We start from the raw sequence: 25,518 nt of genomic DNA, 5'->3' as shown, positions 1-25,518 counted from the left end.
GGAAGTCTCCGAAGAGCGGCGCCCCACAGCCCACGTCATCAAACTGTAGCAGAGGCGCGCTACACGCCCTGAACGCTAAAAAGGTGACAGACTCATGTCAGAATTTGCACCGGATGCCGGCTTCCGCAAGAACCGGAAACTCAAGGACGCCCTTCTCCGCCACAAGGCTTTTTCGAAGGACGGCTTTTCCGAGCGTCTCTTCGGCCTTCTCTTCTCCGGCCTCGTCTATCCGCAGATCTGGGAGGATCCGGATCTCGACATGCAGGCGATGGAGCTGAAGCCCAACCATCGCATCGTCACCATCGGCTCCGGCGGCTGTAACATGCTCGCCTATCTCTCCAAGGCGCCGGCCTCGATCGACGTCGTCGATCTCAACCCGCACCACATCGCGCTGAACCGCCTGAAGCTTGCCGCCTTCAAGCATCTTCCCGGCCATGCCGATCTCGTCCGCTTCCTGGCAATGCCGAACGAGAAGTCGAATAGCCGCGCCTATGACCAGCATCTTGCCGCCAACCTCGATGAGGCGACCCGCAGCTACTGGAACGGTCGCAAGTTCGGCCGTCGCCGCGTCACCGTCTTCGACCGCAACATTTACGAGACGGGCCTGCTCGGCCGCTTCATCGGCGCCGCCCACCTTCTTGCCCGCTTGCATGGCGTCAAGCTGCGCGAGATGACCAAGACCCGCTCGATCCGCGAACAGCGCCAGTTCTTCGACGAACAGATCGCGCCGCTCTTCGAAAAGCCGGTCGTGCGCTGGATCACCGGCCGCAAGAGTTCGCTCTTCGGCCTCGGCATTCCGCCGCAGCAATATGACGAACTTGCAAGCCTTGCCGCCGATCATTCGATCGCGCCGGTGCTGAAGCACCGCCTGGAAAAGCTTGCCTGTCATTTCCCCATGAGCGACAACTATTTCGCCTGGCAGGCCTTCGGCCGCCGCTACGGCACCGAAGCGGAGGGCCCGTTGCCGACCTATCTGAAGTCGGAGCACTATCAGGTGATCCGCGCCAATGTCGACCGCGTCAATGTCCACCACGCAAGCTTCACCGAGCTTCTGGCCGGCGAGCCGGCCGCCTCACGCGACCGCTACATCCTGCTCGACGCGCAGGACTGGATGACGGACGAGCAGCTGAACGACGTCTGGACGGAGATCACCCGCACGGCGCGCGAAGGCGCCCGCGTGATCTTCCGCACCGCCGCCGAAAAAAGCATCATCGAAGGCCGTCTGGCTCCGGCGATCCGTGACCAATGGGATTACTTCGAAGAGAAGTCGCGTGAACTGACTGCGCTTGATCGCTCGGCAATCTACGGCGGCTTCCACATTTATGGGAAGAAAGCGTGAGCAAGGTCGGCACGGAGACGGCAGGACAGAGCGATGAACATGCCAGCCTCATGGATGGCATGTACCGCTACCAGCGCCATATCTACGACCTGACCCGCAAATATTACCTTCTCGGCCGCGACAGCACGATCCGCAACCTCGACGTGCCCGAAGGCGGCACGCTGCTCGAAGTCGGCTGCGGCACGGGGCGCAACATGGCTTTCGCCCACCGGCATTTCCCCACCGCCAAGCTGTTCGGCCTCGACATTTCCCAGGAAATGCTGATTTCGGCGCGCAAGACCTTCGCCACCAAGGCGACGATCCCGGAATTCCGCGTCGCCGACGCCACGGCGTTCACACCGCGCGAATTCGGCGTCAGCGGCTTCGACCGCATCCTGATTTCCTATGCCCTGTCGATGATTCCGGACTGGGAGCGCGCCGTCGATGCATCGATCGCCGCCCTCAATCCCGGCGGCCAGCTGCACATCGTCGATTTCGGCCAGCAGGAAGGCTTGCCGGGCTGGTTCCGGCGCATGCTGCAGTCCTGGCTTGCGAAATTCCACGTCACCCCGCGCCCCGATCTGCGCGAGGTCCTGGAAGCGCAAGCCCATGAAAACAACGCGACATTGTTGTTCGATAGCGTCGGCGGCGGTTATGCCTGGCGGGCAGCTATTATCAGTAAGCGCTCATAATTCGCTTGAAACTAACCGATTTTTTACGTTGATATGATGAAAAGAGGGTTATCCTCTGCTGACTCGTCTTTTTCGAAGGTCAGGTTGTGGGGCAAAGAGATCATTCGAGCTACGACGGGACGCCCATGCGCCGGCTTTTGTTTTGCGTTTTGCCCTTGGCCGTCCTTTTGGCCGGCTGCAGTTCCTCCGGTTATGACTACCTCGAAACGGCCTCGATCAAGCCGAAGACGCGCTTCAAGGATACCGATCCCCAGGATTTCGGAGCGAAGCATCCGCAGCAGAATCCGGTGCACGGCATCGATATTTCCAAATGGCAAGGCGATATCGACTGGGGCACGGTGAAGAATTCCGGCGTCGCCTTCGCCTTCATCAAGGCCACCGAAGGCAAGGACAGGGTCGATCCGCGCTTCGACGAATACTGGCGAGAGGCCCGCGCCGCCGGCATACCGCACGCTCCCTATCATTTCTACTATTTCTGCTCCTCCGCCGATCAGCAAGCCGACTGGTTCATCCGCAACGTGCCGAAGGAGGCCATGCGCCTGCCGCCGGTGCTCGACGTCGAATGGAACGCCGAATCGAAGACCTGCCGCTACCGTCCCGACGCCGAAACGGTGCGCGCCGAAATGCAGCGTTTCATGGACCGGTTGGAAGCCTATTACGGCAAGCGCCCGATCATCTATACCTCGGTCGATTTCCACCGCGAAAATCTCGCCGGCTACTTCCGGGATTATCATTTCTGGGTCCGTTCGGTGGCAAAACACCCCGAGGTGACCTATTCCGACCGCCGCTGGGCCTTCTGGCAATATACCTCGACCGGCGTTATTCCCGGCATCAGTGGGCCGACCGATATCAATGTCTTTGCCGGCAGCGCAAAGAACTGGAACAATTGGGTCGCGGCCGTTTCCAAGGATAGAAATTCTTAGTAACGTCTTGCGATGTTTCTTGCTTCCGTCACATTCGTCTGTGAAAGCGACGGCAATCTGTTTGATATAAGGACCGCATCCATGCACCGCTCGCTCGCAAGCCGCTCTGCACTCGCTCTTCTGTTTGCCCTCGCCCTCGCAGGCGGCGCGGCCGCCCAGCAGGCGCCGGGCGCAGCCCCGGCAGCGCCCTGCGGCGGCGATCTGTCCGCTTTCCTCGAAGGCGTGAAGAAAGATGCTGTCGCAGCCGGCGCCAGTGCGGCAGCCGCCGACGAGGCCTTCGCCGGCGCCGATATCGACCCCAAGGTCCTGAGCCGGGATCGCGCCCAAGGCGTCTTCAAGCAGACCTTCCTCGAATTCTCCCAGCGCACCGTCAGCCAAGCCCGCCTCGACATCGGCCGCCAGAAGATGAAGCAATATGCCGACGTCTTTGCCCGCGCCGAGCAGGAATTCGGCGTCCCCCCGGGCGTCATCACCGCCTTCTGGGCGATGGAAACCGATTTCGGCGCCGTCCAGGGCGATTTCAACACCCGCAACGCCCTGGTGACGCTATCGCATGACTGCCGCCGCCCGGAACTCTTCCGTCCGCAGCTGATCGCCCTCGTCGAGATGGTTCAGCACGGCGACCTCGACCCTGCCACCAATACCGGCGCCTGGGCCGGCGAGATCGGCCAGGTGCAGATGCTGCCGCGCGACATCATCGCCTATGGCATGGATGGCGATGGTGACGGCCATGTCCGCCTGAAACAGAGTAGCCCCGACGCCATCCTGACGGCGGCGAAATTCATCCAGCACCTCGGCTTCGAGCGCGGCCAGCCCTGGCTGCAGGAAGTGACCGTGCCCGATAACCTGCCCTTCGAGAAATCCGGTCTTGGCGGCACGATGAAGGCCGCCGAATGGTTTGCGCTCGGCGTCAAGCCGCGCGACGGCAATACCGCCTTCGGTAACCTCGAAGGCGACCTCGTGCTGCCGCAGGGCCGCATGGGACCGGCCTTCATCGCCTATCCCAATTTCAAGATCTATCTCGAATGGAACAAGTCGTTCATCTACACGACCTCGGCCGCCTATTTCGGGACGCGCCTTTCGGGCGCCGAACCCTATCTCAAGGGCGTGCCGGAACAGGGGCTTGCCAGCGACCAGATGAAGGCGCTGCAGACCAAGCTGCAGTCGCTCGGCCATGATGTCGGTGAGATCGATGGCATCCTGGGCTCCGGCACGCGTGTCGCGATCCAGAAGGAACAGCAGCGCCTCGGCATGCCGGCCGACGGCTGGGCGACGCCTGCCCTTCTCAACGCCCTCTGATCTCAGCTGACGCCCTGCCCGCCTCCCGCTTCGCAAGAAACGGGTGGCGCCGTTCGCCGCCTGCGTTAAAGCATCAAGCGAGCGGTTTGCGAGGGAGGAATCGGCATGGACAGCAGAATGAATGCCTGGACCTGGGGGCTGCTGGTCCTGCTCGGCCTGATCTGGGGCGGCTCCTTCTTCTTTGCCCGCATCGCCGTCCAGGACGTGCCACCGCTGACCCTCGTCTTCTTCAGGCTGCTGCTCGCAGCGCTGGCACTGCATATCTATATCGCCGGCCGTTTCGACTTCCATGCGATCCTCACGGCCCGCTGGCGCGAATTCCTGATCCTGGGGCTCATCAACAATGCCCTGCCACATACGCTGATCTTCTTCGGCCAGACCCGCATCGGCGCGGGTCTGGCGGCGATCCTGAATGCGACGACGCCGATCTGGACCGTGTTGATCGCCAACTACTTCACCTCAGACGAGAAGCTGTCGCCGGTAAAGATCGCCGGCTGCCTGGTCGGGCTGGCCGGAACGATCGTGCTGATCGGCCCCGGCATGTCGGCAGGTGGCCAAGCCCCGCTCTGGGCGCTGCTTCTTCCCGTGCTTGCCGCGATCTCCTATGGTTTCGCCGCCACTTACGGAAAACGTTTCAAGAATGTTCCCGCCCCTGTCACCGCAGCCGGACAGTTGACCGCCTCCTCGCTGATTGCGCTGCCGCTGTCGCTGCTGGCCGATCGTCCCTGGACGCTTGCCGCACCGCCGCTCGATGCCCTCCTCGCCATCCTGGCACTGGCGCTGCTGTCTACCGCCTTCGGCTACATCCTCTATTTCCGGATCATGGCGGCGGCCGGCGCCACCAATGCCTCGCTCGTCACCCTGCTGGTGCCGCCGAGCGCCATCCTTCTCGGCGTGCTCTTCCTCGGAGAAAGGCTCGCACTGAGCGAGTTTGCCGGCATGGCGCTGATCGGTTTCGGCCTCGTCATTCTCGACGGCCGCGCCTATCGCATGCTGGCCAAGGCCGCCTGAAAACCGGTTGCGAATTCCATATGTTTTCAACCGGTTGCGAGCCGGCCATGTTTTGGGCGCATAGGTAAATGCGCGATCGCCCGATTTAACGGCATGTTAAAATCTGTGAACAAAAATTTTCTGAAAATTAAGAAGTAATTTCAAATACTTGCTGAAACACTATTCGACTTATCCACCGAGCCCTTCTGCAGCGCAGCATAAGATCTGCTTCCCAACCGACATATTTCAGACATATTATCGGCCGGTTAACGCGAGGAGACAGACATGGGACTCACGCAATCCTTGAATGTTCTGTTGGTCAGTGCAGCATTTGCTTTCGTCTTGTCCATGCTCTTCATCTGAGCTGGCCGACGAAAGTGTAATGACTGATAGTGCCTAAACTCCTGAATAGCTGATCAATCCGCCAACGAAAAAGCGCATGTCCCGCCCGACATGCGCTTTTCACTTTTACAGCGCCGCACGTCTTTCAGACGCGCAAAGATCAGGCGGCTGCGCCCGCACTTTTTGGCGCCCGGCGGGACAGGCCGAGATTGTCGAGCACGGCGGAAACCAGCGGCGCACGGTTCATCGTATAGAGATGGAAGTCGTGGATGCCGCGCCGGACGAGATCGTCGATCTGTTCGGCAGCGACTTCGGCGGCGACCTTTGCCCGCTCCTCGGGCTTGTCGTCGAAGCCTGCGAAGCGCTCGTCGAGAAAGGCGGGGATGATCGTGCCGCAAGCCCCGGCGAAGCGCTTCAGCTGCGTCAGGTTCTGGATCGGCATTATGCCGGGCACAACGGGGATCGAGATGCCGGCGCCGCGCACCCGTTCCAGGTAACGCTCGAAATTATCGTTGTCGAAGAAGAACTGCGTCAGTGCTCTGTCGGCGCCATTGTCGGCCTTGCGCTTCAGCATGTCGATATCGGCCGCCGTGTCGCGGCTTTCCGGGTGTCTTTCCGGATAGGCGGAAACCGAAATCTCGAAATCGCCGATTTCCTTCAGGCCGGCCACCAGCTCCGCCGCATTGGCATAACCGCCGGGATGCGGCTGGTAGGGCGCGCCGGCACCACCGGGGGCATCGCCGCGCAGCGCCACGAAATGCGTCACGCCGGCCTTGCGGAACGTGTCGACCACCTGATGCGTCTCCTCCTTGGTCGCTCCGACGCAGGTGAGATGCGAGGCTGTGGCAAGCGGCGTCTGCGACAGGAACCGCGTGACCGTCGTCAGCGTCGGCGCTCTGGTGGTGCCGCCGGCGCCATAAGTCACCGAGACGAAATCCGGGTCCCAGTCCTGCAGTTCGCTGACGGTATGCCAGAGCTGCCCTTCCATCTCCTCCGATTTCGGCGGGAAGAATTCGAAGGAGACCCTGATGTTGCGGCCGCGCGCTTCGTTTTTCAAAGCCATGTCATACCCTCCCGGCAAATGTAGGTTCGGCGCCTTCGCTTAGTTGCGAAGCCATGAGGCGCCTCGGATCGCGCGCGAGCCAGACGGTGACCGTCAACCCCTGCCCGCTTTGCTGACCCGGATGAAGATCGACGACCTGCTCGACGTCGAGCCCGGTCTTGCGCAACCAGTCGGACATCGCCTGGTGCGAAAAACCGAGACGGACATGCGCATGCTCGTCGCGGAGATATTCGAGCGTGTGCGGCGCAAGGTCGATGACCACGAGCCGGCCGCCCGGCCGGAGCATGCGCGCCGCTTCCGCGATCGCAATCTCCGGCTGATCGAAGAAATGCAGCACTTGATGGATCGTCACCAGATCGAAATCCTGTCCCTCGAAAGGCAGGTTCAGGATATCGGCGTGGCGCACGGTGGCCTTGGTGATGCGGGACTTGTCGAGATTGGCGCGCGCCACACTCAGCATGTCGCGGCTGGCATCAACGCCGGTCGCCCGTCGGTAGAGCCCGGACAGGAGTTCGAGGATGCGGCCGGTGCCGGTGCCGAGATCGAGCAGCGAGTCTATCGGCTGGCTGCCGAGCAGCCGGATGACGGCAGCGTCGACCTCCTCATCGGCCGCATGCAGGCGGCGAAGCTCGTCCCATTCGGCCGCGTTGCGGCTGAAATAGGCCTGTGCGCGCTCGGCGCGCTGGCGCTTGACCAGCGAAAGCCGCTCGCCGTCGCGAAGGATGGTCGGATCGTTCTCGGAAACATGCTTCAGCAACGCCCGCACCAGCATGGCTGCCTTACCGTCCTGCTTGAGGCGGAAATAGGCCCAGGCGCCCTCCTGGTAGCGTTCGATCAGTTCGGCCTCGCCAAGCAGCTTCAAGTGGCGCGAGATGCGGGGCTGGGATTGGCCGAGAATTTCGGTAAGATCGGTCACCGTCAGATCGCCGCCGTCAAGAAGTGCCAGCAGACGCAGGCGCGTGGGCTCGCCGGCCGCCTTCAAGACGTCCACCAGCGCATCCAGTCCAAGCTTCAAGGGTTCGCTCATCTTCGATCCAATCAAGATATAAAGATATCTTTATGTGATTTGAAGAGCGGTGGCAAGCGAGAATTCGCTCTCTCCACGAAATTGCCTGCTCAAATTGCGACAGAGCCAGACATGAAAAAGCCCCGGCCGAACCGGGGCTTCCGCAAGCAAAAATGAGTGAAATCAGCGCGTCAGACGCTTGTGGGCCTGGCTGCCCGGGTTAAGGGCGTCGGGGCCGAGACGGCGCACCTTGTCCTGTTCATAATCCTCGAAGTTGCCTTCGAACCATTCGACATGGCCGTCGCCTTCGAAAGCGAGGATATGCGTCGCCAGACGGTCGAGAAACATGCGATCATGGCTGATGATGATGGCGCAGCCGGCGAAGTTCTCCAGCGCGTTTTCCAAGGCACCCAGCGTTTCCGTATCGAGGTCATTGGTCGGTTCGTCGAGCAGCAGAACGTTGCCGCCGGCCTTCAGCATCTTGGCAAGGTGAACACGGTTGCGCTGACCACCAGAGAGATTGCCGACCTTCTGCTGCTGGTCGCCGCCCTTGAAGTTGAAGGCGCCGCAATAGGCGCGGGAGTTCATGTCGAACTTGCCGAGCTTGATGATTTCGGCGCCGCCGGAGATTTCCTCCCAGACCGTCTTGTCAGCCGCAAGCGCGTCGCGGCTCTGGTCGACATAACCAAGATGCACGGTCTCGCCGATGCGGATCGAGCCGCCATCCGGCTTTTCCTGGCCGGTGATCATCTTGAACAATGTCGTCTTGCCGGCGCCGTTCGGGCCGATGATGCCGACGATGCCGCCCGGCGGCAGCTTGATCGACAGGTCGTTGATCAGCGTGCGGCCCTCGAAACCCTTGGTGATGCCTTCCATCTCGATGACCACCTGGCCGAGGCGCTCACTGACCGGGATGATGATCTGCGCGTCGCCGGGACGTTGCTTCTCGGCGGCATCCACGAGCTGCTCGTAGGACTTGATACGCGCCTTGGACTTGGCCTGACGGGCCTTCGGGCTGGAAGCGATCCATTCCTGTTCGCGGCTGATCGCCTTCTGGCGCGACGCGTCTTCGCGGCTTTCCTGCAGCATGCGCTTGGCTTTCGCCTGCAGATAGGCCGAGTAGTTGCCTTCGTAGGGGATGCCACGGCCGCGGTCGAGTTCGAGGATCCATCCGGTGACGTTGTCCAGGAAGTAGCGATCGTGGGTAATCATCATCACGGCGCCAGGATAGTCGCGCAGATGTTTTTCGAGCCAGGCGATGGTTTCGGCGTCCAGGTGGTTGGTCGGTTCGTCAAGCAGCAGCAGATCCGGCTGCGAAAGCAGCAGGCGGCAGAGCGCGACACGGCGGCGCTCACCACCGGAAAGGCTGGTGACTTCGGCGTCGCGCGGCGGGCAGCGCAGGGCTTCCATCGCCATCTCGACCTGGCTTTCCAGATCCCAGAGGTTCTGACTGTCGATGACGTCCTGAAGCTTGGCGCCCTCTTCCGCCGTCTCGTCGGAATAGTTCATCATCAATTCATTGTAGCGATCGAGGACGGCCGTCTTCGAGGCAACGCCTTCCATGACATTCTCGAACACCGTCTTGTTGGGATCGAGATGCGGCTCCTGCTCCAGATAGCCGACTGTCGCACCTTCGGCGAGCCAGGCTTCGCCGGTATACTCCTTGTCCTGACCTGCGATGATGCGCAGCACGGTGGATTTACCCGCGCCGTTCGGACCAAGGATACCGATCTTGGCATCCGGGTAGAACGAAAGGTGGATATTCTCCAGGATCTTTTTGTTGCCATAGGCCTTGTTGAGGCCGGACATATGATAGATGAACTGACGTGCCATGCTGCGCTGCTCCGGGCGGGAAACTTCGATTGTGCCGCTATGTAGGCGAAACAGCGCCTGCGGGCAACGCCGAAACCCGGTTTACTCAGGATTTCCGGTCAAAAGCCTGCAGCGTCGACGACACCCTCGTCACAGCCGAACGACGTTTTTCCAGCACCCTGGATCAGATCGGCGAGGCCGGCACTTTTCGCCGATGCCGCCCCGGCGGCTTCCGAAAGCCCGATCGTCAGCTCGCTGATCATCCTGACATTGCCGGCTCGCCGGCAGCTCATCTTGACACGGTCGCCGGCACCCGGCCCGAAGCTCTTGTCGAAAGCCGCCTTGATCGCGTCGGCCTTGACCGGCTTGCCTATATTGGCAGCGAAAAGATCGCGCACGGCCGAAGCGTTGAGTGCGCCCACGAGATGCACACCGACGCCGAAATAGTCGTCGGCGCTCATCTTCGTGCAGGTGCCATGCTTCACCCATTCATGCCGTTCCAGGCCGGATTGCGTGCCGGGCATCGCCTTTGCCAGCGCCGTCTTCGTCTCGGCCGCAAGCGTCACCTCCGGCAGCTTGTTCCAGTCGCCATCCTTGTCGGCGGCCTTCTGCTCGGCGCTCACGCCGCAATAATCCTGCCGCATCGGCCAAAGTCCGTGCAACGAAAAGTTCGTCGCGTCGGGGCGCTCGCCGGTCTGGCTCGCACACTCGGCTTTCTTCTGGTTCGTCTGACAAAAGGCCGGCTGCCAGCTTGCCGCCAGAATGAAGCGGGTGCGCCCGCCGGCCTCCTGTGCCACGCCGGCGCCGGCAACAACCATCGACACGGCAAACGTCAAGGTACGCAACTGCATGCTGCTCATTTCAACCCCCAAAAAGAACAATACAGGAACAAATAAGCATCAAAATCAAAAGGCCGCAACCCTGAATCGCAACAAGGCCGCAAATTGTTATCAGATAATCAAATGCCCATGTTGCAATTACCCGGCGATCTGGTCTGTTGCCGCCGGGAGGACCCACATGTTTTCTGAAACGCAAAGGCTCGCCGTGCCAGGTGCGTCGCTGGCCTATCACCATGCTGAGGCCATCACGCCTCCACGCGGCATTCTGTTAATATCGCATGGCTTGGCCGAACATTCGAAACGATACCGCGTCTTTGCCGAGACGATGGCGGCGCGCGGTTATCATGTCTATGCCCATGATCATCGCGGCCACGGCGAGACGACGGCACCCGATGCGCCGATCGGCCGCTTCGCCCGGCGCGGTGGGGTCGAAAGGGCGATCGGCGACGTCATCGCCATGCGCGGCCATGCGGCCTCCCGCCATCCCGGCCTGCCGGTGATCCTTTTCGGCCATTCGATGGGCGGCCTCATCGTCCTCAATGCTGCCGTCACGGCTCCGGCCGACTTCGATGCCGTGGCCGTCTGGAATTCGAATTTCGCCGTCGGCCTTGCCGGCCGCGCCGCCCAGGCGATCCTGCTTGCCGAGCGCATACTGAAGGGCTCCGACGTGCCGAGCGGCTTTCTGCCGAAGCTCACCTTCGGCACCTGGGGCAAATCCATTCCCGGCCGCCGCACCGAGTTCGACTGGCTGTCGCGCAGACCTGATGAAGTCGACAAATATGTCGCCGATCCGCTCTGCGGCTTCGACGCCTCAGTCTCTCTCTGGCTCGACATCTTCGAGCTGACCTTCCGCGCGCCACAGAAAATCCACCTCGACCGGCTGCCGCGGGACATGCCGATCCATCTCGTCGGCGGCGGAGAAGACCCGGCGACGGAGCATGGAAAAGCCGCGCTCTGGTTGTCAAACCATTTGAAAGGCCAAGGCTTCTCCCGTATCAGCATTGAGATATATCAGGACATGCGGCACGAAACACTGAATGAGATCGGCGCGGATGCGGCGATTGCAACCTTCGCGGACTGGTGCGACAGGGCCGTCCAAGATCCTGAGTGATCAATATCTTGAGTGACAGGGATTTCATCATGAACAGCACCTCCGCCCGCCCCGTTTCGTCCGCCTCCGACGTGACGATGGGGCTTGTGCTGATGTTTATCTCGGTGATGTTCTCGCCGCTCATCGATATTTTCGCCAAGCTTGCCATCGTCACAATCCCGTCCGCGGAGATCACCGCCGGCCGCTTCGCCGTACAGGCGCTCTGCATGCTGCCGATCGTCGTATGGCGGCACAGCTTCGCCGATTTCTCCTGGCGCCAGAGCCTGTTCCACGCAATCCGCGGCGCGATCATCACTGTCTCGATGATCTCCTTCGTCACCACGCTGAAATACATGGCGGTCGCCGACGCGATTGCGATCTTTTTCGTCGAGCCGATCATTCTGACGATCCTCGGCGGCATCTTCCTGAAGGAGACCATCGGCTGGCGGCGTTATACCGCCTGCGGCGTCGGTTTCTTCGGGGCGATGCTGATCATCCAGCCGAGTTTTGAAGAGGTCGGCTACATCGCGCTTCTGCCTGTCGTCAGTGCGTTCTGTATCGCGATCTTCGTGCTGATGACCCGCGTCCTCTCGCACAGGGAGGACCCTTGGGCGATGCAGTTCCAGATGAGCATCTGGGGCCTGCTCTTCTGCGCCGTCCTGCTTTTCCTGGGCCAGGGAACCGGCTCCGATCTCTTCGATCCGATCATGCCGGAAGGCCGCGCCTGGTTCTATCTCGCCGGCGTCGGCGCCATGGCCGCAATCGCGGGCATCCTTGGCGTCTATGCCTATCGCGCAGCACCAGCCTCGACGCTGGCGCCGCTGCAATATTTCGAGATCGTCTCGGCGACGATCTTCGCCTGGCTGGTCTTCGGCGACTTTCCGGATGCGGTCAAATGGCTCGGCATCATGATTATCATGGCGTCGGGGTTCTACATTGTCTGGCGCGAGCGCCGCTTTGCATCGAAACCGGTATCCGGTACATCAGAGGCGACGTTGGCGCCCTAGATCTAAGCCCAGATCTAAGAATGCGAGCCCGGAGGAACATGACGGAGACCGTGACGAAAAAACCGCCGCTTGCAGGGATCCGGGTTATCGAGCTTGCCCGTGTGCTCGCCGGCCCCTGGGCAGGACAGATGCTCGCCGATCTCGGTGCCGACGTCATCAAGGTCGAAAATCCCGACGGCGGCGACGATACGCGACAATGGGGGCCACCCTTCGTCGAGGGCGCCGACGGCGAAAATCTCTCGGCCGCCTATTACCACGCCGCCAATCGCGGCAAACGCTCCGTCACCGCCGACCTGAAGAGCGCCGAAGGCCAGGATCTCGTCCGCCGCCTCGTCTCCACCGCCGATGTGGTGATCGAGAATTTCAAGCTCGGCGGCCTCGTCAAATACGGGCTCGATTATGACAGCCTGCGCAAGATCAACCCGAAGCTCGTCTATTGCTCGATCACCGGCTTCGGCCAGAACGGCCCTTATGCCAGCCTCGCCGGCTACGATTACATCGTCCAGGGCATGTCCGGCTTCATGTCGATTACCGGTGAGCCGGACGGCCAGCCGATGAAGGCAGGCGTCGCCATCGCCGATATCTTTACCGGCATCTATGCCGTCTCGGCGATCGAAGCCGCTCTGATCCATGCCCTGAAGTCAGGCGAAGGCCAGTTGGTCGACATGGCCCTGCTCGATGTGCAATCGGCCGTGCTCGCCAATCAGAACATGAATTACCTGGTCTCCGGCGCCGCACCGACCCGCCTCGGCAATGCCCATCCCAATATCTCGCCCTATGAGGTCGTGCCGACGGCGGATGGTTACCTCATTCTCGCCGTTGGAAACGACGGCCAGTTCCGCCGCCTCTGCACCATCCTCGGCCTGGAGGCCATCGCCGGCGACGAGCGTTTCGCCACCAACAAGGCCCGCGTCGCAAATCGCGACGAAGTTCGCCGCCTCGTCTCCACCGAAACGCTGAAATGGCAGAAGGCGGATCTGCTGAAGGCCTGTGAAGAGAACGCGGTTCCATCAGGCGCAATCAACACGATCGAGGAAATGTTCGCCCATCCGCAGGTGCAGGCCCGCGGTCTGCGCATCGATCTTGCGGATGCCGCCGGAACGGTAATCCCCGGTGTCAGGACGCCTGTGGTGCTGTCGGAGACGCCGCTGCACTATATCAGGCCGAGCCCGCGTCTCGGCGAACACCAGGCAGAAATTCTGGCGGAACTCGCCGAGCGCGAGAGGAAGGCATCGTCATGAAGAAGGCATTGTCATGAAGAAGACGGGCGGAGAACTGATCGTTGAGGCGCTGAAGGCGAACGGCGTCAAGCGTCTCTCCTGCGTGCCCGGCGAGAGCTTCCTCGCAGTCCTCGACGCGTTGCGCGACAGCGATATCGACGTCCTCGTCTGCCGCCAGGAGGGCGGAGCGGCGATGATGGCGGATTGCTGGGGCCGGCTGACCGGCGAACCCGGCATTTGCATGGTGACCCGTGGCCCCGGCGCCACCAACGCCTCCGCCGGCCTGCATATCGCCAAGCAGGACTCGATCCCGATGATCCTGTTCATCGGCCAGGTGCAGCGCGAAGCACGCGAGCGCGAAGCCTTCCAGGAGGTCGAGTTCCGCCGCGCCTTCACCGAATTCGCCAAGTGGGTGGGCGAGATCGACGATGCCGCCCGTATTCCCGAGTTCGTCACCCGCGCCTTTGCGGTCGCAACCTCCGGCCGGCCCGGTCCTGTCGTGCTGACACTGCCGGAGGACATGCTGCGCGACGAGGTCGAGGCCCCCCGCGCCCGGCACTATGCCAACGTCGAGGCCCATCCCGGCCGCCGTCAGATCGACGATTTTTATCTCCGTCTGCTGAAAGCCGAGCGACCGATTGTGATCCTTGGCGGCACGCGCTGGGATACCGATGCCGTCGCCGATTTTCAGAGCTTCGCCGAGCGTTTCCAGTTGCCCGTCGGCTGCTCCTTCCGCCGGCAGATGCTGTTCGATCATCTCCATCCCTGCTATGCCGGCGATGTCGGTATCGGCATCAATCCGGTGCTGGCAAAGGAGATCAAGGAGAGCGACCTGCTGATCCTCCTCGGCAGCCGCATGTCGGAAATGCCGTCCTCGTCCTATACGCTGATCGACATCCCCTACCCCCAGCAGTCGCTGGTGCATATCTATCCCGACCCTTCCGAGCTCGGCCGCATCTACCGTCCGGATCTTGCCATCTGCGCAGCACCTGCCGATTTCGTGGCCGCCCTCGCCGATCTGGAAGCGCCGGCCGAACCGCATTGGACCGAGCGCACCGTCCGCCTGCACCAGGCCTATCTCGCCTGGTCGACGCCACCATCGACAGGTCCGGGCGCCGTCCATATGGGGCCGATCATGGGGTGGCTGGAGGCCAATACCGGGCAGGACGCGATCTTTACCAATGGCGCCGGCAACTACGCCACCTGGGTGCACCGCTTCCATCGTTTCCGCCGCTTCAACACCCAAGCCGCCCCCACCTCAGGCTCAATGGGTTACGGCCTGCCGGCGGCGGTGGCTGCCAAGCGGCTCTTTCCCGAGCGCGAAGTCATCTGCTTTGCCGGTGACGGCTGTTTCCTGATGCACGGCCAGGAATTCGCCACTGCCATTCGCTACGGCCTGCCGATCATCGCAGTCGTCGTCAACAACGGCATCTACGGCACGATCCGCATGCATCAGGAGCGCGAGTATCCCGGCCGTGTCAGCAGCACCGATCTGACCAATCCCGACTTCGCAGCCCTTGCCCGCGCCTATGGCGGCCACGGCGAGACGGTGGAAACGACAGCGGATTTCGCCCTCGCCTTCGAGCGAGCACGCGCCAGCGGCAAACCCGCAATCATCGAAGTCAAACTCGATCCCGAAGCGATCACGCCGACACGCACGCTCTCGGAAATCGCGCAAACAAAAAGCCGGTGAGAAAACTCACCGGCCCTGAAGGATAGGGACGCCGCGACTTCAGTCGAGTGCAGCCGTGACGATGAATTCGACCTTGTATTTCGGCGCAGCGAGCTTGGCTTCGCTGGTGGCGCGCGCCGGCGGATTGGCCGGATCGATCCAGCCTTCCCAGACGGCGTTCATCTCGGCGAAATCGGCGATGTCGGACAGGTAGATGATCGTCTGCAGGATCTTCGACTTGCTGCTGCCTGATGCAGCCAGCAGACGGTCGACTTCGGCAAGCGATGACTTGCACTGATCGGTGACGCTTTCGCCTTCGCCGACTTGGCCTGCGAGATAGACCGTGTTGCCGTGAATGACGGCGCCGCTCATGCGCGAGCCGACGTCGATACGCTTGATGCTCATTATAGTCTCCTGAGTGAATGAAAGGTGACGGCGCTGAGGTTCAACGCCGGAAAATCGCCCGGAACGGCCTCAATTACGGATATGGTGGGTCTTCTGGTAAATCGCCGTCGAGCGTGCGCCGGAACGGCAATAGCCGAGCATCGGCCGCGGGAATTCATCGAGCGCGTCGACCATGCCCTGCACGGCTTCCTCGGTCACCCCCATCGGTCCAACCGGCACATGGGCGATCTCGAGACCGAGCTCCTTGGCGCGCGCCTCGATAACGGAGAACGACGTCTGGTCGGGACTTTCATGGTCGGGGCGGTGGCAGACGATCGATTTGAACCCCAGCGCCTTGATCTCGTCGAGCTCCTCCAGCGTGATCTGGCCTGAAACCGAATATTCATCGTCGATCTGGCGAATATCCATCGTCTTGTCTCCTCAAAAATCGTGGGCTGAAGGTCTACGACGGAGGTCTGCCAGCGTCAACAACACTTCGTTCACAGGAAGGTAAAGGTCAGCGCAGAGCTGCGGCTTTCGCCGGGCACCAGCATATTGAACTCACCGGCAGCCTCAAGCTCGTCGCGCGATATCCAGCGATGCGACACCGGCTCGATGCCGATGATATGGGCCGGCGCCTTCTGGTTCCGCCAGACCTGCAGATGGGGCAGCGTGTCGGCACGGAAGCGCACACGCAGCGTCCTGCCGCCGATTGCGGCGATCGGTCCGAGGCGGACCTCCGCGAAACCCTCCTCCGTCGCCGACGCCGCGACGCAGAAGATGCCGCCCAGCTCCTCGCCAAACGCCCAGGGGAAACCGCCATTTTCCAGCATCCGGCCTTCGAGCCGCGTGCCGTCGTCCAGCCATTTGCCGCCGATGTTCATGTGGTACATCAGGAAGGTCGGCACCGTCCGATCGCTGGTATTGACCACCCGATCCTCGAGCCGCACCTCGCCGGTCGCACCATCGATCCGCCACAGCCGCTCGATGCGCTGCGGCAGTCCCTCGACGGTGGTGATGTCGATATCGGCCCGGCATTCCGCATTGCCGTTCTCGAACTTCGTCCACAGCACCTTTGCCGCATGGCCGGAGGCCGATCCGTGCAGCGGATAGACCTTACCGTCGTTCCGGCCGGCGATCGGCTGGCGGTGGCGGATATGGTCCGGCCCGCAGGTGAACAGGAAGCCCTCGAGCGAGTGATCGATTCGCGGGTCGCCGTCATCGGGAATGGCGCGTTTCGGAGCGATGTCGACGCCTTCGACGATGCATCCGCCGATATCCAGCACCGATGTTTCGTCCAGCATCAGGCGCGGCCCGCTTGCGGCGGCAAATTCGATCATCACAGTCTCCTCGGGGAATGGTCGGCCCCTTAGAGCGCCGTGTGTCCTTTCGGACGCACAAAGAACGCTCTAACACCTTGAATCAACGCATCATGCTTTCCGAAAATCGATTCCGCTTTTCGAAAAGCATGATGCGCTAGCGTTAGGTTTCGCGCCGCCATTCGTCAATCGGGGCTGTTCCCATCTTGTGGTTTTGCCGCAACCGCGGATTTTGCGGAACTGACACAAGGACGCAAACGTTTATGAGTAAAAGGAAATCTTAGTGATTTTCATATTTTGTTCAGCACGCTTTCATAAATTCCACACTAGCGTCAAAATTCGCAGGTGTGTGTCTGCCCAATCACTGTTCGAGGTATGAGACGTGAATCGCTTTTTGAAGTCGGCATTTTGCTTGGCGGCCGCTCTGACTGCCCTTGCGGCTACACCGCCGGAGGCAGGCGCGCAGCAGTTCCGCGACCGCCGCCAGAGCGATATCGTGCTTGTGACACCGAGCGGCGAAATCCTCGACTATGTTCCAGCCGGCTATATCTATGCCCGCGACCGTAGCGGCAATCGCGTGTTGATCGACGACTATGGCAACGTCGTCGCCACCGAGATGCGCGCCCGCGGCTACTATCCGCCGCGGCCCGGCCCGCGCGAAGTCTATAACGACCAGTACGGCAACGACCCCTATTATTCCGACAACAATCCCGACGGCGATACGCGTTATTCCGAGCGTGGCGCCGTCACCGGCGGCATTCCGCGCGATGCCGCGATCGAGCGCCATCCGCTCGGCGACCAGCCCTACCTCGAGGATAACAGCATCGGCAATCCGCAGCCCGGCGACGATTATGCCTCGATCGATCCCGACCAGCAGATCCCGCCCGCCGATCAGCCGAAGGCCGCACCCGATGAACCTGTCATCACGCTGAACAACAAATCGAAGCCGGAGATCGTCGCATTGCAGGTCTTCCTCGACCGCGCCGGCATCTCCCCCGGCGTCATCGACGGCCATATGGGTTCGAACGTCACCAAGGCGATTTTAGCCTACGATCAGATGACCGGTTCGAAGCTCGACCCGAACAACACCGACGCCATTCTGGAAGAGCTGCGCATGACCGGCGGGCTGCCCGTCGTCAGCTATACGATCACGCCGGCCGATGCGGCCGGCCCCTTCGTCGCCGAGATTCCGGAAGACTATTCGCATAAGGCGCTGCTGCCGTCGCTGGCTTACACCTCGACCACCGAAATGCTCGCCGAGCGCTTCCACATGGATGAGGCTTTCCTCAAGGAGATGAACCCCGGCGCCGACTTCACCGTTCCCGGCACCGTCATCAAGGTCGTCAATCCAGGCGAGCCGAAAAGCGGCGCGGTAGCCCGCATCATCGCCGACAAGGGGCGTAAGCAGGTCTTCGCTTATGACGGCGCCGGCAATCTCCTCGCCGCCTATCCGGCGTCGATCGGCTCCACCGATACCCCCTCTCCATCGGGCACGGTCAATGTTGAGCGCGTCGCCCTCAATCCCGGTTACACCTACAATCCGAAGATCAATTTCCAGCAGGGCGCCAATGATAAGATCCTCAACATTCCGCCCGGCCCGAACGGTCCCGTCGGCACCGTCTGGATGGCGCTTTCCAAGCCGACCTACGGCATCCATGGCACGCCCGAGCCCTCAAAGATCGGCCGCACCCAGAGCCACGGCTGCATCCGCTTGACCAACTGGGATGCCACCGAGCTTGCCAAGATGGTCAAGCCAGGAGTGACGGTCGAATTCGTCGACTGAGCCGTGGAGCATATCCCGAAAAGTGTGAGCCGTTTTCGGACGACATCAGACCTTCGTTCCCGGCCGAGTTCGCTGGAATGATGCGGCCTGGACCGTCGCCAATGAACCGGCGCATCTTCGGGACATGGGTCGAAAAAGCTCGCTCCAGCCCTTTAGCCGGGTGACATCGTCAGCCCCCGACAATGTGGGCCGCCCAGCTTCTATGCCATCGCTCAAGCCCAAGCGGTCCGTGTAAAAGAGCCGCCACAAACAGAAACTTGCGATCTCGCTGCCGATGGGTGCCGGAAACTTAAGTCCGCGACACAAAGCTCAAGCCGTCACTTTCTCGAAACAAATGACACCGACTGCGGTCAACGAACATTCGCAGGAGCGCTCCTTCGTTGGTTGCGAGGTGGTCAGGTAGATGCATGATGCTGGGAGCCTCGTTGCCTCGAATCTTCGCATAGATATAGGTCTCAGTCCCGATACTTTCAGCGTAATCGACAACCATTTCAACACTCAATGGATCGTTCGAAGCATCGTGTTGGATCCGGAAATGGTTGGGCCGAATACCTAACACCACTTCTTCGCCTTCGCTGGCGCCGGGCGCGTGAAAGGGAAGGACTATTTCACCAAAACCCGGCACCGCTATCGTCACATCGCCGCGGCTGATGGAAATCAGTTTTCCGTTATAAAAGTTCATCTGCGGCGACCCGATAAAGCCTGCGACGAACTTGTTGGCCGGCGTTTCGAACAGTTCGAGCGGCGTGCCGACCTGCTCAACCCGCCCGCCATTGAGGACCACGATACGATCGGCCATGGTCATCGCCTCGATCTGGTCATGCGTGACGTAGATCATCGTTGCCCCGAGCCGCTCATGCAATCGGCTGATCTCGCCGCGTGTCTGGACGCGAAGGGCCGCGTCGAGATTGGATAGCGGTTCGTCGAAGAGGAATAGCGACGGGTTTCGAACGATGGCACGGCCGATTGCCACGCGTTGCCGCTGGCCACCGGAAAGCTGCTTGGGGCGGCGCTGCAAAAGTGGTTCGATCGCCAGCATCCGCGCGGCTTCGATGACGCGCGCATCGATATTCGCGCGGCTCATCTTGAGGTTCTCCAGGCCGAACGACAGGTTTTTTGCGACAGTCATATGCGGGTAAAGCGCATAGGATTGAAACACCATCGCAATACCGCGGTCGCCCGGGGGCGCGGTCGTGACGTCTTGGTCATCGATGAAGATTTGACCGGCCGTCGTGTCTTCCAGGCCGGCAATCAGCCGGAGCAAGGTTGATTTTCCGCAACCTGATGGACCGACGAGAACCACGAATTCGCCCTCGTTCACATCGAGATCAATGCCGTGAAGTATCGAATGATGGCCGAAGCTCTTCGTGACGCGATCCAACTTAAGCCCAGCCATACTCCGTCCTTCACATTCATCGTCGCTTTTGGGGCTTCAGCCCTATCGACGTTACCCTCGACATGAAATGCAGTTTGCAGGCCTATAATTAGTTCGTCAAGATGACGAACGTAAAATTATCTGTTACTGCTCCGCAGGTTCCTCCCCATATGACAGGACTCCTCCCATGAACTTTCAATCCGGCAGGCTCGAGCCTGCCTCCAGACGGACGCTGGCCAAGGCATTCTCGTCGGGTGCCAACGGTCGCCGCCTTGATCCGCTTCCCGCTCCACCAGAAGAAAACCGACCAAAAGCGGTTCTATATATGCTTCTCGCGGTCACGCTTTTTGCTTTCCTCGATTCCGCTGCAAAGCTATCGGGACACGAGGTACCGACGTTGGAAGTCGTCTGGCTCCGCTTCGCCGTGCATTTCGTTGTGGTGGCAGTTATCCTCAATCCATGGCAGGCCCCGCATGCCTGGCGGACGCGGTCGCCGAAGCTCCAGTTGCTGCGCGCCGGTATCCAGATCTTCTGCACCGGGCTTAATTTTCTGGCGCTTGGCTATCTGCAAATTGCGCAGACACTCTCTATCCAGTTCATGACGCCGATATTCGTGACAATCCTGTCGATTTTCTTTCTGTCCGAACAGGTCGGCCGCTATCGGTGGTTCGCGATCTTAGCAGGTTTTGCCGGCGTGTTGGTCGTGACCCGCCCGGGAATGGACGGGTTTCACTGGGCCTTCGGCGTCTCGCTGATCTCGGTCATGGTCGGCGCCAGCTACAACATCCTGACCCGGCGTCTCGCGACCACCGAATCTTCAGGCAGCATGCTGCTGATCATGGCCGCATTTCCGGCGATCATCCTGCTGCCCGTCATGCCATTCGTCTGGAAATGGCCGGAAAATAGCTACGCCTGGAGTGTTCTTCTTGCCACGGGATGCTTCGGCGCCGTCAGCCATTTCTTCATGATCCAGGCACATCGCTTCGCACCCGCCTCATTCCTGGCGCCGCTGCAATATGCCCAGTTCCTGGCCGTCGTCCTGCTGGGTTTTCTGGTCTTCGGAGACATACCGACAACCTACACCTTCCTTGGCGCAAGCATCGTTATCGCCTCAGGCCTCTTCATCTGGTACCGAGAGCGCCGTCTGTCGATATCCACCGCAGAGTAACGATCAGAGCGGCGGCGGCGGAAGCCGCCGCTGTTCAGGCAGGATTTGCGGCGAGAACAGCAGATTGTGGACGTGCGTCAGCCCGATCGCGAGAGCTCCCACCAACGTTGCCCGATTGCCGAGCACGCTCGCCTTGACGTCGATCATGCGTCGGCTGGCCTTTTCAATACCAAGGCCTATACGATCGACGATCATCGGATGGCGCCCGATGCTGCCGCCGAGCACAACAGTCTTGGGGTCGACGACGGCATAGACGGCGACGACGAGCAGGGCCGCGATATCGGCGACTTTGCCAATTACGTCGGTCGCGATGGGATCGCCCGTCTCTGCCAGGCTCATGATATCGCGGACGGAGGTTCCTTCCACGCCGCCAGCTCGAGCGTAAAGTTCGGTAATGCCCTGCGCACCAATCGCACATTCGAGTGCGCCGCGTTCAAGACTGTCGTCAGCATATGGATCGGCTCCGAACGGCATATAGGAGATTTCCCCCGCCGCCCCGCTCGCTCCCCGCATCAGTTTTCCATCCTGAAGGACACCCAAGCCGATGCCGGTCCCAAGAGATACGAAAGCGACCGAGTCTATCGCCGCAGCGCAGCCCTGCCAGGATTCTCCGATGACGGCGGCATTGACGTCGTTTTCCAGCACGACCGTGCAGCCAAGGCGATCGCTCAACACCCGACCAAGGTCGATCCCACCGATATCCGCAAGATTGGGTGCCATCGACAGAGCGCCTGTAGCCGGATCGACTACGCCGGGAGTTGCCACTGCGGCGACGAGGACGTTTTGGGAAGTAATGCCGGTGTCCGTCAGCATCCGCGACAATATCGCCTCAACCTGGTCGATCAGATAATAGCCACCTCGCCTGTCCGACGGATATTCCCTTTCGGCGACGATATTGCCGACGATATTGACGAGTGCGATGCGGGTCGTCGTTGGCCCCATGTCGATGCCGACGGCGTAGCCCGCATTTCCATTCACCTCATAGGTGATTGCCGTGCGGCCGACGCGTCCGCTGGTGACACCCTTTTCGCGAACCCATCCGCTTTCTTCGAGCGTACGGATCACTTCGGACATCGTCTGCTTCGAAAGCCCGGTGAGTTTGGAAAGTTCCGCGCGAGAGGTCGGCCCGGATTGCAGGAGAACATCCATGACGGCGCGAACGGAGATCTGACGAAGCACAGGAGGCGCGTTTTCGGTTATGGCCATGTTCGAACTATCCGCCGGTCGGTCTTTTGTTGCAAACTGATGTCCCTGCTTTTTCCATGATTACCGGTGGATTTCAAACTGGTTGTTGACAGCTCACGGACGCAGCAATATTAAATTCGTCAACCTGCCGAACAAATATAGCAGAGGACTGCTTTTGTCAAATATTTCAGCCATTGCGTCGAGTTTGCGCAAAGAGCCTAACAGCCGTTGCGCCACGCCATCAGTTGCGCGTTCCGATGTGGTCATCGGCGTCGATCTCGGTGGCACCAAGTTGCTTGCCGGCGTCGCAGATCGGAATGCAAATGTTCTGGCCAGGACCTCGGAGCCGACAGAGCACGGAGCTGACGCGCCAGTTCTCAAGCAGATACCGCGGATGATTCTGTCTCTTCTCGATCAGTGCGGTGACTGCGTCCGACTGAACAAGGTTGTCGTTGGCATTCCAAGCGCCGTCTCACCTGCCACAGGAATTGCTTCCCTCTCCCCCCATCTTGCGATTCCCGCAGACCGCCCGCTTGCTGATGTGCTGTCGGAGAGCCTGCCATGTCCGGTTGTTGTCGAAAACGACGTCAATCTCGCCGCATTCGCCGAGGCCACGCTCGGCAAAGGCCGTGACTTGGGGTCGCTTGCATTCGTTGCGTTTGGAACGGGTGTCGGCATGGGCCTTGTTGTTGGCGGAAACCTTTTTCGTGGCCAGCACGGCCGGGCCGGCGAACTCGGCTTGCTGCCGTTGGGCTTCAACCCGCACGAGACGGCGTCGAAGGCGCGCGCCGGCCTCTTCGAGGATCAGGTCGACTCACCCGCGATCCGCAGTCTCTATGGCGATGGAACGGTGACGGTCAGTGAGATTTTCGCCCGATCTCTGGCAGGCGATGAAGAAGCCAGGGCCGTGATCGAGACTGCGGCGAAATCGGCCTCGGTCGGTATTGCGTCAGTCCAGGCACTGTTCGATCCCGCGCTCACCGTGCTCGGTGGCGGCATTGGCTCGCGACCGGAGTTCGTCAAGGCCGTCAGGCAGCATATGAACGCCTTGCTCCCATTCGAGGCCCGAATCGAAGCAACGAGCCTCGGTCCGGATGCCGGCATGCTCGGAGCGATCATGCTCGGGCTGACCGATATCGCCGGTTTTGGAGAAGATGGACAACAGGAGGCCGCCCTATGACGACATCACCGACGAAGCAGACCGCACTCACACCCCTTCCAGACGGTCAGGTCCGTTCTGAGCAAGCAGTGCTGCTTCCCTTCATGGCGCCGCGTCTGCAAGGCGACTGCCGGCCGGAGGGCAAGCTCGAACTTTCGCTCTGGGGCGCCGGCAAGCTTGCCACCCTCTCCTTCTCAGGCTGGACCGGGCCGTTTATCTATGCGCCCAACCGCGTTGAAACGGCAAACGGCGGCGGACTTCATGTGGCCCAGTCCGTGCCGGCACTCTTTCTCAAGGGCGCGAAGCTTCGATCGATCACGCCATCACGTCGCTGTGCCTGGTGGGGCGGCATGATGCCGCGCCAGCCGATCGAGCGCAGCGGCGAGCGCAGAACCGTGCGCACTGCATGGGGTATCGTCGTTGCCGAGCAGCGAACGGACGGCGTTCTTGTTGTCGCTGGCGCCACACAGGAAGAAGCGGAAAAAGCCCTGGCGATCGATCCGGCGGCAGTGATCGATGAGGCGCGCGTCTATGTGGAGCGGTGCGACGCCATGCCGGAGGCGCAACCGCTGATGCGCAGCATGATTTCTCAGGGCATTCACGCAGCACTTTCCAGCATACGCCGCGACGAGCACGGCGCCTTTGCCGGTCTGGCTGCCGGCCAGGCCTACAGCGCGCCGGCACGCACCTATTATCGCGACGGCTATTGGACACTGCAGGCCCTGCTCGACCGTGAGCCGGCGGCCGTGCGTGGCCAGATCGATCTGCTCGCCCGCAGCATCCAGCCGGACGGCGAGGCGCCGAGCGGCGTCATTCTGACCGGGCCCGCCCAGGCCGAAGAATGGGAGAAGGTCCGCCGGTCACATCCGAAGATCAAGCTTGAACACTTGCGCCCCGGCGACTGGTGGAGCGATCACTTCGACAGCCCGCTTTTCTTCATCCTGACGATCGGCGACTATATCAGAGCGACGGGCGACAATGCGCCGGTCTCACTCTACTGGGACAAGATCGTCACGATCTTCGAACGCTATTGCCGGTTCGATGTGGCTGGTAACGGGCTACCAGTGAAGCCGCGACATGATCGCGACTGGGCAGACAACGTCTACCGCCACGGCTATGTAGCCTATGATCTCGGCCTTTGGATCGGGGCGCTGGACGTCATCACCGAATACGGCATCGATGCTGCGGTTGCCGAAAAGGCTGCCGCTGTCGCGGTCAAGGCGCGCGCATCGCTCGATGAAGCGCTCCTTCAGCCGAATGGTATTTACGCTGATTACGGCACGAAGGACGATTTTGTCGAGGATCACCTGACGCTCGACAGCCTGACGCTTCTGCGTTTCCGTGCCGTGTCGCCGGAACGCGCGAAGATCGTGCTGGCCAAGGTGCAGGAGACACTGGAGAGCCGGAACAATCAAACCCAGCCTTACGGCGACTGGGGTGTCCTGTGTGCCTATCCACCCTTCAAGCGCACCAAGGATACACGCGAGAAGTCTTCTTTCGCCTATCGCTACCACAACGGCTCTGATTGGCCCTATCTCACTGGCCTTTATGCCGAGCAGCGCCTCGCCTATGGCCTGGACTGCTTCGACTATCCCCTGCTTCGCTGGTGGCAGACCTGCCTGGAAGAAGGCTGGATGGGAGCGGTCGAATATTTCTCGCCACCCTGGGGGCGTGGATCGCTGCTCCAGGGATGGAGCAGCATGCCGGCGGCCGCAGCCTTGGCTTACAGAGACAGGGTCTTGGCGGCAAACCGCTGACGCTTCCTCAACTGACCGCCCTCGGGTCTCTTTTTCACGGATATCGTCTCGCAAAACGCAAACAAAAGCCGCCAGGAAGGAACTTGGCGGCTTTTTTATTGAGACAATACGGGGA

General features: G+C 61.1%; 22 protein-coding genes. 13 read left to right on the top strand and 9 right to left on the bottom strand.

Features of this window, described 5'->3' with window-relative positions; genetic code table 11:
- Positions 1-94: 94 nt before the first annotated feature.
- From G9X64_RS24930 to G9X64_RS24910, 5 genes are all read left to right on the top strand, one after another.
- Positions 95-1,339 (top strand): BtaA family protein, encoded by a 1,245-nt coding sequence (locus tag G9X64_RS24930; RefSeq protein ID WP_168309964.1) that lies wholly within the window; start codon positions 95-97, stop codon positions 1,337-1,339.
- Positions 1,336-2,010: a class I SAM-dependent methyltransferase gene (locus tag G9X64_RS24925; protein WP_168309963.1), complete on the top strand. Its 675-nt coding sequence runs from the start codon at positions 1,336-1,338 to the stop codon at positions 2,008-2,010. Before G9X64_RS24930 ends, G9X64_RS24925 begins: the two co-directional genes overlap by 4 nt.
- A 125-nt stretch (positions 2,011-2,135) precedes the next feature.
- Entirely contained in the window at positions 2,136-2,933 is a 798-nt protein-coding gene (locus tag G9X64_RS24920; protein WP_168314045.1) for a glycoside hydrolase family 25 protein, read from the top strand.
- A gap of 81 nt (positions 2,934-3,014) precedes the next feature.
- Positions 3,015-4,232, top strand: coding sequence for a lytic murein transglycosylase (locus G9X64_RS24915; protein WP_168314046.1), 1,218 nt, complete (start codon positions 3,015-3,017; stop codon positions 4,230-4,232).
- 105 nt (positions 4,233-4,337) lie between these two features.
- Positions 4,338-5,243, top strand: coding sequence for a DMT family transporter (locus G9X64_RS24910; RefSeq protein ID WP_168314047.1), 906 nt, complete (start codon positions 4,338-4,340; stop codon positions 5,241-5,243).
- 481 nt (positions 5,244-5,724) lie between these two features.
- Here G9X64_RS24910 and metF read toward each other — a convergent pair whose 3' ends face one another.
- The 4 genes from metF to G9X64_RS24890 all read right to left on the bottom strand — a co-directional run bounded on the left by metF (position 5,725) and on the right by G9X64_RS24890 (position 10,305).
- Entirely contained in the window at positions 5,725-6,627 is a 903-nt protein-coding gene (metF, locus tag G9X64_RS24905; RefSeq protein ID WP_171377568.1) for a methylenetetrahydrofolate reductase [NAD(P)H], read from the bottom strand.
- A gap of 1 nt (position 6,628) precedes the next feature.
- Positions 6,629-7,654 (bottom strand): ArsR/SmtB family transcription factor, encoded by a 1,026-nt coding sequence (locus G9X64_RS24900; RefSeq protein ID WP_168309958.1) that lies wholly within the window; start codon positions 7,652-7,654, stop codon positions 6,629-6,631.
- Between the two features lie 162 nt (positions 7,655-7,816).
- Complete coding sequence (gene ettA, locus G9X64_RS24895; RefSeq protein WP_018242886.1) at positions 7,817-9,466, bottom strand: energy-dependent translational throttle protein EttA; 1,650 nt, start codon at positions 9,464-9,466, stop codon at positions 7,817-7,819.
- Positions 9,467-9,564: 98 nt separating this feature from the next.
- Positions 9,565-10,305, bottom strand: a complete 741-nt coding sequence (locus G9X64_RS24890) for a ribonuclease T2 family protein (RefSeq protein WP_168309957.1) — start codon at positions 10,303-10,305, stop codon at positions 9,565-9,567.
- A gap of 157 nt (positions 10,306-10,462) precedes the next feature.
- Here G9X64_RS24890 and G9X64_RS24885 point away from each other — a divergent pair, with 157 nt between their 5' ends.
- The 4 genes from G9X64_RS24885 to G9X64_RS24870 are packed head-to-tail and all read left to right on the top strand — an operon-like array spanning position 10,463 to position 15,294.
- Complete coding sequence (locus G9X64_RS24885; protein WP_171377567.1) at positions 10,463-11,395, top strand: alpha/beta fold hydrolase; 933 nt, start codon at positions 10,463-10,465, stop codon at positions 11,393-11,395.
- A 29-nt stretch (positions 11,396-11,424) separates the two neighbouring features.
- Complete coding sequence (locus tag G9X64_RS24880) at positions 11,425-12,381, top strand: DMT family transporter (RefSeq protein ID WP_171377566.1); 957 nt, start codon at positions 11,425-11,427, stop codon at positions 12,379-12,381.
- Between the two features lie 38 nt (positions 12,382-12,419).
- Positions 12,420-13,622 carry a succinate--glutarate CoA-transferase gene (gene caiB / locus G9X64_RS24875; RefSeq protein WP_168309954.1) on the top strand — a complete coding sequence of 401 codons (1,203 nt, stop codon included), beginning with the start codon at positions 12,420-12,422 and terminating at the stop codon, positions 13,620-13,622.
- Between the two features lie 13 nt (positions 13,623-13,635).
- Positions 13,636-15,294, top strand: a complete 1,659-nt coding sequence (locus tag G9X64_RS24870) for a thiamine pyrophosphate-binding protein (RefSeq protein WP_171377565.1) — start codon at positions 13,636-13,638, stop codon at positions 15,292-15,294.
- Positions 15,295-15,333: 39 nt separating this feature from the next.
- On the opposite strand, the gene G9X64_RS24865 is transcribed toward G9X64_RS24870, so the two are convergent.
- The 3 genes from G9X64_RS24865 to G9X64_RS24855 form a co-directional block, all read right to left on the bottom strand.
- Positions 15,334-15,678, bottom strand: a complete 345-nt coding sequence (locus tag G9X64_RS24865; protein WP_003561071.1) for a RidA family protein — start codon at positions 15,676-15,678, stop codon at positions 15,334-15,336.
- Positions 15,679-15,747: 69 nt separating this feature from the next.
- Entirely contained in the window at positions 15,748-16,086 is a 339-nt protein-coding gene (locus G9X64_RS24860; RefSeq protein WP_018074112.1) for a protein tyrosine phosphatase family protein, read from the bottom strand.
- A 71-nt stretch (positions 16,087-16,157) separates the two neighbouring features.
- A complete protein-coding gene (locus G9X64_RS24855) occupies positions 16,158-16,997 on the bottom strand; it encodes a DUF4432 family protein (protein ID WP_171377564.1) in 840 nt (279 codons plus the stop codon).
- A gap of 361 nt (positions 16,998-17,358) precedes the next feature.
- On the opposite strand from G9X64_RS24855, the gene G9X64_RS24850 reads away from it, so the two are divergent.
- Positions 17,359-18,759 carry a L,D-transpeptidase gene (locus tag G9X64_RS24850; protein ID WP_168309951.1) on the top strand — a complete coding sequence of 467 codons (1,401 nt, stop codon included), beginning with the start codon at positions 17,359-17,361 and terminating at the stop codon, positions 18,757-18,759.
- 289 nt (positions 18,760-19,048) lie between these two features.
- On the opposite strand, the gene G9X64_RS24845 is transcribed toward G9X64_RS24850, so the two are convergent.
- Positions 19,049-20,155 carry an ABC transporter ATP-binding protein gene (locus G9X64_RS24845; RefSeq protein ID WP_171377563.1) on the bottom strand — a complete coding sequence of 369 codons (1,107 nt, stop codon included), beginning with the start codon at positions 20,153-20,155 and terminating at the stop codon, positions 19,049-19,051.
- A gap of 166 nt (positions 20,156-20,321) precedes the next feature.
- Between G9X64_RS24845 and G9X64_RS24840 the strand changes: the two genes are divergently transcribed.
- A complete protein-coding gene (locus tag G9X64_RS24840) occupies positions 20,322-21,302 on the top strand; it encodes a DMT family transporter (RefSeq protein ID WP_281360263.1) in 981 nt (326 codons plus the stop codon).
- Between the two features lie 3 nt (positions 21,303-21,305).
- On the opposite strand, the gene G9X64_RS24835 is transcribed toward G9X64_RS24840, so the two are convergent.
- Positions 21,306-22,508, bottom strand: a complete 1,203-nt coding sequence (locus tag G9X64_RS24835; RefSeq protein ID WP_168309948.1) for an ROK family transcriptional regulator — start codon at positions 22,506-22,508, stop codon at positions 21,306-21,308.
- Positions 22,509-22,746: 238 nt separating this feature from the next.
- On the opposite strand from G9X64_RS24835, the gene G9X64_RS24830 reads away from it, so the two are divergent.
- On the top strand, positions 22,747-23,667 hold the full coding sequence (locus G9X64_RS24830; protein WP_171377626.1) for an ROK family protein: 921 nt from the start codon (positions 22,747-22,749) through the stop codon (positions 23,665-23,667).
- A complete protein-coding gene (locus tag G9X64_RS24825) occupies positions 23,664-25,403 on the top strand; it encodes an amylo-alpha-1,6-glucosidase (RefSeq protein WP_168309947.1) in 1,740 nt (579 codons plus the stop codon). Before G9X64_RS24830 ends, G9X64_RS24825 begins: the two co-directional genes overlap by 4 nt.
- Positions 25,404-25,518 lie beyond the last annotated feature (115 nt).

The sequence above is a fragment of the Rhizobium sophorae genome (assembly GCF_013087515.1).
GTDB lineage: Bacteria > Pseudomonadota > Alphaproteobacteria > Rhizobiales > Rhizobiaceae > Rhizobium > Rhizobium sophorae.
This window is presented reverse-complemented; position numbering and strand designations above follow the sequence as displayed.

What these genes read in the sequence shown, in the direction of transcription:
- G9X64_RS24930 (WP_168309964.1), top strand. Translation starts at nt 95, where the DNA reads ATGTCAGAATTTGCACCGGATGCCGGCTTCCGCAAGAACCGGAAACTC.
- G9X64_RS24920 (WP_168314045.1), top strand. Translation starts at nt 2,136, where the DNA reads ATGCGCCGGCTTTTGTTTTGCGTTTTGCCCTTGGCCGTCCTTTTGGCC.
- G9X64_RS24915 (WP_168314046.1), top strand. Translation starts at nt 3,015, where the DNA reads ATGCACCGCTCGCTCGCAAGCCGCTCTGCACTCGCTCTTCTGTTTGCC.
- G9X64_RS24910 (WP_168314047.1), top strand. Translation starts at nt 4,338, where the DNA reads ATGGACAGCAGAATGAATGCCTGGACCTGGGGGCTGCTGGTCCTGCTC.
- metF (WP_171377568.1), bottom strand. Translation starts at nt 6,627, where the DNA reads ATGGCTTTGAAAAACGAAGCGCGCGGCCGCAACATCAGGGTCTCCTTC.
- G9X64_RS24900 (WP_168309958.1), bottom strand. Translation starts at nt 7,654, where the DNA reads ATGAGCGAACCCTTGAAGCTTGGACTGGATGCGCTGGTGGACGTCTTG.
- ettA (WP_018242886.1), bottom strand. Translation starts at nt 9,466, where the DNA reads ATGGCACGTCAGTTCATCTATCATATGTCCGGCCTCAACAAGGCCTAT.
- G9X64_RS24890 (WP_168309957.1), bottom strand. Translation starts at nt 10,305, where the DNA reads ATGAGCAGCATGCAGTTGCGTACCTTGACGTTTGCCGTGTCGATGGTT.
- G9X64_RS24885 (WP_171377567.1), top strand. Translation starts at nt 10,463, where the DNA reads ATGTTTTCTGAAACGCAAAGGCTCGCCGTGCCAGGTGCGTCGCTGGCC.
- G9X64_RS24880 (WP_171377566.1), top strand. Translation starts at nt 11,425, where the DNA reads ATGAACAGCACCTCCGCCCGCCCCGTTTCGTCCGCCTCCGACGTGACG.
- caiB (WP_168309954.1), top strand. Translation starts at nt 12,420, where the DNA reads ATGACGGAGACCGTGACGAAAAAACCGCCGCTTGCAGGGATCCGGGTT.
- G9X64_RS24870 (WP_171377565.1), top strand. Translation starts at nt 13,636, where the DNA reads ATGAAGAAGACGGGCGGAGAACTGATCGTTGAGGCGCTGAAGGCGAAC.
- G9X64_RS24865 (WP_003561071.1), bottom strand. Translation starts at nt 15,678, where the DNA reads ATGAGCATCAAGCGTATCGACGTCGGCTCGCGCATGAGCGGCGCCGTC.
- G9X64_RS24860 (WP_018074112.1), bottom strand. Translation starts at nt 16,086, where the DNA reads ATGGATATTCGCCAGATCGACGATGAATATTCGGTTTCAGGCCAGATC.
- G9X64_RS24855 (WP_171377564.1), bottom strand. Translation starts at nt 16,997, where the DNA reads ATGATCGAATTTGCCGCCGCAAGCGGGCCGCGCCTGATGCTGGACGAA.
- G9X64_RS24845 (WP_171377563.1), bottom strand. Translation starts at nt 20,155, where the DNA reads ATGGCTGGGCTTAAGTTGGATCGCGTCACGAAGAGCTTCGGCCATCAT.
- G9X64_RS24840 (WP_281360263.1), top strand. Translation starts at nt 20,322, where the DNA reads ATGAACTTTCAATCCGGCAGGCTCGAGCCTGCCTCCAGACGGACGCTG.
- G9X64_RS24835 (WP_168309948.1), bottom strand. Translation starts at nt 22,508, where the DNA reads ATGGCCATAACCGAAAACGCGCCTCCTGTGCTTCGTCAGATCTCCGTT.
- G9X64_RS24825 (WP_168309947.1), top strand. Translation starts at nt 23,664, where the DNA reads ATGACGACATCACCGACGAAGCAGACCGCACTCACACCCCTTCCAGAC.